Source organism: Lactobacillus kullabergensis (assembly GCF_000967195.1).
Taxonomy (GTDB): Bacteria; Bacillota; Bacilli; order Lactobacillales; family Lactobacillaceae; genus Lactobacillus; species Lactobacillus kullabergensis.
The window spans coordinates 388,147-394,482 of sequence record NZ_KQ033871.1 but is presented as its reverse complement, the minus strand read 5'-3'; the positions used below and the strand labels follow the sequence as shown (position 1 = coordinate 394,482).

The 6,336-nt window shown below is 34.8% G+C and carries 8 protein-coding genes; 3 read left to right on the top strand and 5 right to left on the bottom strand.

The window, feature by feature from the left end:
* Positions 1–134 precede the first annotated feature (134 nt).
* Together JF76_RS02390 and JF76_RS02385 are read left to right on the top strand one after the other, a co-directional pair.
* Complete coding sequence (locus JF76_RS02390) at positions 135–1,055, top strand: NAD(P)/FAD-dependent oxidoreductase (protein ID WP_244267920.1); 921 nt, start codon at positions 135–137, stop codon at positions 1,053–1,055.
* A gap of 9 nt (positions 1,056–1,064) precedes the next feature.
* Positions 1,065–1,715, top strand: coding sequence for a VTT domain-containing protein (locus JF76_RS02385; protein ID WP_045927667.1), 651 nt, complete (start codon positions 1,065–1,067; stop codon positions 1,713–1,715).
* Between the two features lie 10 nt (positions 1,716–1,725).
* Here JF76_RS02385 and JF76_RS02380 read toward each other — a convergent pair whose 3' ends face one another.
* Genes JF76_RS02380 through JF76_RS02360 form a run of 5 tightly spaced genes read right to left on the bottom strand, consistent with a single transcriptional unit; the run spans position 1,726 to position 5,405 of the window.
* The gene (locus JF76_RS02380; RefSeq protein ID WP_045927666.1) at positions 1,726–2,334 is read right to left on the bottom strand and encodes a TIGR01906 family membrane protein; all 609 of its coding nucleotides are present in this window, start codon (positions 2,332–2,334) and stop codon (positions 1,726–1,728) included.
* A complete protein-coding gene (locus JF76_RS02375; RefSeq protein WP_045927665.1) occupies positions 2,331–3,107 on the bottom strand; it encodes a TIGR01457 family HAD-type hydrolase in 777 nt (258 codons plus the stop codon). Before JF76_RS02375 ends, JF76_RS02380 begins: the two co-directional genes overlap by 4 nt.
* Positions 3,108–3,686: a YutD family protein gene (locus JF76_RS02370; protein WP_045927664.1), complete on the bottom strand. Its 579-nt coding sequence runs from the start codon at positions 3,684–3,686 to the stop codon at positions 3,108–3,110. It lies immediately after the preceding gene.
* Complete coding sequence (locus JF76_RS02365; protein WP_045927663.1) at positions 3,670–5,061, bottom strand: bifunctional metallophosphatase/5'-nucleotidase; 1,392 nt, start codon at positions 5,059–5,061, stop codon at positions 3,670–3,672. Before JF76_RS02365 ends, JF76_RS02370 begins: the two co-directional genes overlap by 17 nt.
* Before the next feature lie 11 nt (positions 5,062–5,072).
* The gene (locus tag JF76_RS02360; RefSeq protein WP_045927662.1) at positions 5,073–5,405 is read right to left on the bottom strand and encodes a hypothetical protein; all 333 of its coding nucleotides are present in this window, start codon (positions 5,403–5,405) and stop codon (positions 5,073–5,075) included.
* Positions 5,406–5,490: 85 nt separating this feature from the next.
* On the opposite strand from JF76_RS02360, the gene JF76_RS02355 reads away from it, so the two are divergent.
* On the top strand, positions 5,491–6,336 hold an 846-nt coding region (locus JF76_RS02355), incomplete at its 3' end, for a glycerophosphodiester phosphodiesterase (protein WP_045927661.1).

Here is a 6,336-nt window from a genome sequence, read left to right as displayed (position 1 = left end):
CTTTTTTGCAAGTATTTTTTACAATTTATTGAAGAGACTTACTTCTTTTTTTATGATAAAGTTGTTATATCAAGGTTTAGAGGGGAGTTTTTAAAATAAAAAATTTTGATTTAGCAATTATTGGGGCAGGTCCAGTGGGATTATTCTGTGCTAATTTTGCTCATCTTCATGGTCTGAAAACTGTAGTTTTTGACTCACTTGCAGAAGTTGGGGGACAGCCAAAACTACTTTATCCTTTTAAAAAGATTTTGGACATCCCAGCTTTTAGTTCTATTTCTTCTTATGAATTAATCAAAAAATTGAAAAATAAAAACAGCCAAAACGCAACTTTTATCTTAAATCATCCTGTCGTAGATCTTAAAAAAGCAGACAAGAAATTTATTATTGATAATAGCTTTTCTGTAAAAAGCGTAATTATTGCAACAGGAACCGGATCGTTTACTCCTAAAAAATTTCCGTTAAAAATGGACGATGAAATCGAAAAAAGAGTTCACTACTATGTTAGAGATCCTCAAAAATTTAAAAATCAAAAAATAGGAGTCTTTGGTGGAGGTGATTCTGCTCTTGATTGGGCAGCTGAACTAGCAGATCAGCCAGGAACGAAAATCAATTTAATTCATAGAAGAAATGAATTTCGTGGCTTAGAATCCAGTGTTCAAAAACTCAAAAGTTTAAAAAATGTTGAAGTACAGACTCCCTATCTTCCTATATCAATTCAAATCAGAGATAATCTACTTAATATCGGTTTAAAAGAAATGGGAACCAGCAACATTATTTACAAACAATTTGATCAAATAATCGTTGGGTATGGTTTCCGTGCTAATAACCAATTTGTAAAAAAGTGGGGTGTCAATTTAAACAATAACCAAATTGAAGTATCACGCTCTATGGAAACAAATATACCCGGCATCTATGCAATTGGCGATGTATCAACTTATCCTGGGCGCGTACCTCTTATTGGGCTTGGATTCGGAGAAGCACAAATTGCAATCACTACAATCATGCGCTCACTTTTTCCGGAAAAAACCTTAACAATTCATTCAACCAGTATTTAGGAGATGTTTATGACAATAATCAATTTTATTCTGCATATCGACCATCATCTGATTGAAATAGTTAATCAGTTTGGCAATTGGACATACTTGATTATCTTTGCCATTATTTTTATTGAAACTGGATTAGTTATTTTCCCTTTTTTACCTGGTGATTCACTAATTTTTGCTGCGAGTTCTTTAGCAGTTAACCCAGAATATAATTTGAACATTTGGTGGATTTATTTTTCAGTATTGCTTGCGGCTATCTTAGGCGATGCTTGCAATTATGAAATAGGGGCCTGGTCTGTAAAGCAAGGTACAAAACATACTTGGTTTAACAGGCTAATTAACCAAAAAAATCGCCTGGCCGCTGAAAACTTTTTTAACAGGCACGGACCAATTACCATTGTTATCGGCAGATTCATTCCCTTTATTAGGACATTTGTTCCTTTTATCTCCGGTGGCAGCAATATGCACTATGGCAAATTTGCTCTTTATAACGTAATTGGTGGAATAATCTGGAGTGGCCTATTTACGATATTGGGTGCATTCTTTGGTAACATACCATTTGTGAAAGAGCATTTCTCAATGTTGCTAATCGCAATTATCCTAATTTCTGTTTTGCCGATTTTAATAGTTGCATTAAAAAAACGAATTAAAAACAAAAAGGAGTTCCATTAAGAACTCCTTTTTATTTTTGCAATAATTTATCAGCGAAATACAGTTCATAAACAATACCAGCAATTGCAAAACAAGACGCAAAAAAACCTTCAGTGAGGACATTAATAATTGGATCTGTTACTGGATCAAATAGCCAGGTATTGCTGCCTGCAAAAAACAAATGATGAAAAGTAATAAAAAAATTATCAAAATTAGTCAGAGCAAACGGCAAAATGGCAACTGGTAACAATAAGAACAACAACGCCCATACTTTATTTAAACGCAAAAATTTTTTATTTCGCTTTTTGCACCAAAAAAGTATTATTAAACAACATAAAAAAGCAATAATTGCCAAAACAAATAATTTTTTGACATCTGCAAAATGACCTGCGGCCATAGATGAAGTATGTAAATTACTCATTCGCAATTTACGTTTAAAGGGCCAAATTAAATACCACATTAATTGATTATAGTTGCTCATTACTTGGCCAACTGATAAATTCACCGTTTTATTTGTTTTTTGCACCAAAACAAAGACAAATAATAAGGGCCAACTAGCAACTAGTGCCGTTACAACACTAGTAGAAACAGCAAAAATAAAATTATAAATAATAGTTAGAATATTATTTTTTTTGTTCATAATTTAACCTGATCTAAGCTGTCAACCAAAATTGTAGGTTGCTTTTTACCTTCAATATCCGCAACTTGTGTAATACCAGTAGTTACCAGCAATTGGTCAACATGACTGTTAAACCCTGCCTTGATATCAGTGTCGTAATTGTCACCTACCAAAAGCGCATCTTTTTTAGCAAAATGCAGCTTGGCTAACAACATATCAATAATCACAGAAGAAGGCTTTCCAATAAAAAACGGCTCTTTTCCACTCGAAGCTGCAATCATTGCACACTGAGAACCGTTGCCAGGCATTAAACCTTTTTCACTAGGCAAATTTAAATCCGCATTAGTACTAATAAAGTCAGCTCCTCTTCTTATTGCACTCACGGCCACTTGAATTTTGTGATAAGTCAAATCTGTATCCATTCCGACCACAACGTATTCAGGATTAGTATCGTTAAGTTCAAAAGCTGGATTTTGCATGAATTCACGCCATAAGCCAATTTGACCAATTATATAAACACCAATTTTGTCTGTTCGCTCTTTTTCATTTTTCAGAATATAACTTACAGTTGCCATACACGGCGTATAAATGTGCGCAACATCAGTTTGTACCCCATGAACTTTAAGCTTGTTTACAACCATTTGGGGAGTGCGTGTTGTGTTATTAGTCAGAAAAATATAGTCCTTATGCGCTTTTTCAAGGCGCTTAACAAAACGAACCCCAGAAGCAATAGTTTCCTTACCGCGATAAATTGTGCCATCAAGATCAATTAAAAATAAACGGTAATCTTTCACTTATTTGCTGCCCTTTCTTTTTTTTATTACAAAAGAATGTTGGTTTGTCCGTTCTTTTTTTACAGTAACTGTTTCAGGTTTTTTTATTCTGGTCGGTCGTATATGATAACTTTTAAAAGCTTTATTCAGTTTTCTCCGATTTGAACTCTGCGTCCTATTCTTGAACGAATTTTTACGCCTTTTTCTTTTATTATAATGATAATGATGAACCGGGCTTAAAAGTTGTAAAACAAAATATGGGCCTCCCGGATTGCAGTATTCCAATAAATAGTCGGCAATAGTCTGCTTTTTGCGATCTATTGCTGTTTGTGCATTATCCTGGTAAAAGCCTTTTAAACGCAAATGTTCACTTGACACATCACCAACAATAAAATCATATTGATCTAAATAAGGATCATATTTTTGGCGCAAAAGTTCAAGATCAAGAGCCTCATTCTTATTAACCACAACTTGATAAAGCTGTTTGTTTATTTTTAGTTGATCATCATCCAAGCTAACAGCAGCCAGAGGATGCCGCAATGGCTGATCTTGTTCAAATTTATTATCTTTTCTTTTTTTACTGCTAGTTTGTTCTACCATTATTTTCACTTCCCGTTAATGGATACTTTTTTGCTAAATAATCCCCTATTACTTCACGTAAAAATTTGGGGAACAAAAATTCATTATCACCAACAATTGCCAGGGTGGGGAAAAATGGTACCAAGACATAATGATCCAAAACAGCAATTTGATATTCCCGATATGGATCAATTTCCTTGCCATTTACAAAAACCACTCTGCTTATAGGATCAAATTTGATCCCTTTGTAGTACATTTGACCAAAAATTTTCCCTCGAAAACTCATGCCCTGCAAAGGAAACTGATCCAAAAAATGTCGGTTTTTTTCGATTTCCATAACTAGGCGCCACAAATTACTGCCTTTTAAAGTAGAACGTACAACATGCATTGAATGTGGCAATGCTTTTTGCAAATCATATTTAGTCAAAATGCCCTTTTTAAATGGTGTTAAAAAAAGACCTGAACTGAGCATAGCTAAATCTGTTCCTGCAAAATTTGCAATGGCATTCATGGAAACCTGAAGAGCAGCTTCACGGTCATTATCATATTTCTCAGGCAAATCAGCCACAAGTTCGCGACTTAAGATTTCTTTTCCCTTTTGCCTGTAGCCTAAAATAGTTTCCTCATCATCTAAATTGGGCTTCATCAAACTGGTGGGCACAACATGTGGAATGATTTTTTGCACATGATGATTATCATCGATTTCCATATAAGTGTTCCCCACATAATTACCCCATTTACCTGTTTGAGTAATCCAGACATTTTCCACCTTTTTACCATGTGGCAACAGGTCATGACTGTGTCCGCCCACAATCAAGTCAATTTGAGGATAATTTCTAGCTAAAAAAGTATCCATATTTAAGCCAATATGAGTTATTAAAATTAACACATCATACTGTCCCTTCATTTTTGGCAAAACACCGTCCATTGTTTCTTTCAACATTTTAACGTGCCAGTGATTAGGTTCATAAGAAAGAGGATAAGCTGCAGTCAGACCAATTAGACCAATTCGAGTGCCCTTTTTGGTAAGTAAAATTTTATCTTGAACAGCCCAATGAGGCATTGAACCGTCTTCCTCGCGCAAATTCGCTAAAATAACGGGAAAATTAGCATGGTCAAATAATTTTTCCACTACGCAATGTGAATTGGAAATCCCTTCATTGTTGCCAATAGTAATTGCATCATAATGAAAAGAGTTCATTAACTTAATATTAGCTTGACCATATGTCGCATCAGTCAAAGGATGAGAACGATCCATGAAGTCTCCGGCATCAAAAGTAAAAATTTGATCGACAGATTTATCTTTTTGAGCTTCCCGCAAATACCGGCCAATTTTGGGGAAATGTTCGAAATGTGAATGTAAATCATTAGTGTGTAAAATGCGAATTTTTTCCATTATCATGCTCTCTATCCAATTTGATTAGATTTCAAAACCATATTATATGCATCTAGGACTTTTCCCTTTGGCTTTTTCCATTCCACCCAATCAGGATTTTTCCAGTCATCTTCATTAGTCAAAGTTTCAAGTTTGTAGTTTTCATTAATATATTTTTCATAGGTAATAAGGGCCTTAGTACGTGGAATATTCAATTGCAAAATTCGCACGCTTTTAATTTTTCCACGATCTGCGGCAAGTTCAGCTATTCCATTTTGATCAATATTGGAAATTTCAAAATACTTACTGCCATCGTTGCGCACAATTTCTTCAATTAAATCCAACTCTTCATATTGTTCATTCATCAATATCCCCCGCATAAATTAAATCTGTGACATGTAGCAAAAAATGTGCAACCATGCTATTGTAATTAACAATAGAGGTGTACACATGAAATATCAAAGCCAATTAATCAGGGCTCTCATTTTTAGCATCATTTTTATTACAACCTGTGGTTTCACTGTGGTCGGCCATCGGGGCGACCCCAGCAAATATCCTGAAGAAACTATTCAAAGTGACAACTCTGCTTTTAATTCGGGTGCTGATTACGTTGAACTTGACCTCCATCTTTCTGCAGATGGAGAGTTAGTTGTTTCACACGATGATGACTTGTTTCGCGTGACCCATACACATGCAATTGTATCACAAAATAATTGGCGGGCACTTAGCGAGTTAACCTATGACAACGGTGAACATGTCATGAGTTTACCACAATTATTTGAATACTATCAAAAAAGACCAAATACAAAATTTATTCTTGAAACTAAAATAGATCATTCGATTGATCCGTCTTATGAATTAGAAGACCAAATTGCAGCAACTATCAAAAAGTATCATATGGAGAAACGGGTTATGATCCATTCTTTTTCAGTTGCCAGCTTGTTTCACTTCCGTAAGATTATGCCCGATGCCTACCTAATTTTAATTGTGGGCAGCCTTAAAAGAATAAATTTTAGTAATTTACCTCAGGTAAATGCCGTTAATGTTTCTTCTGATTTAATTTTAAATCATGCTTGGCTGATACATTGGCTGCATCAGCTAAATAAACAGGTTTTTGTGTGGACTGAAATGGATGAATCCCCTGATTTATGGCAATGGCTAATTAACAAAAATGTTGATGGCGTCGTAACTAACTTTCCGAGTACTGGTTTTAAATACAAACTGGCAAAGGAAGGTACTAAAAAATACGATATTCACCGCAGTGGCAGTTATTTTGGCAAAAAAAAGACTAAGACT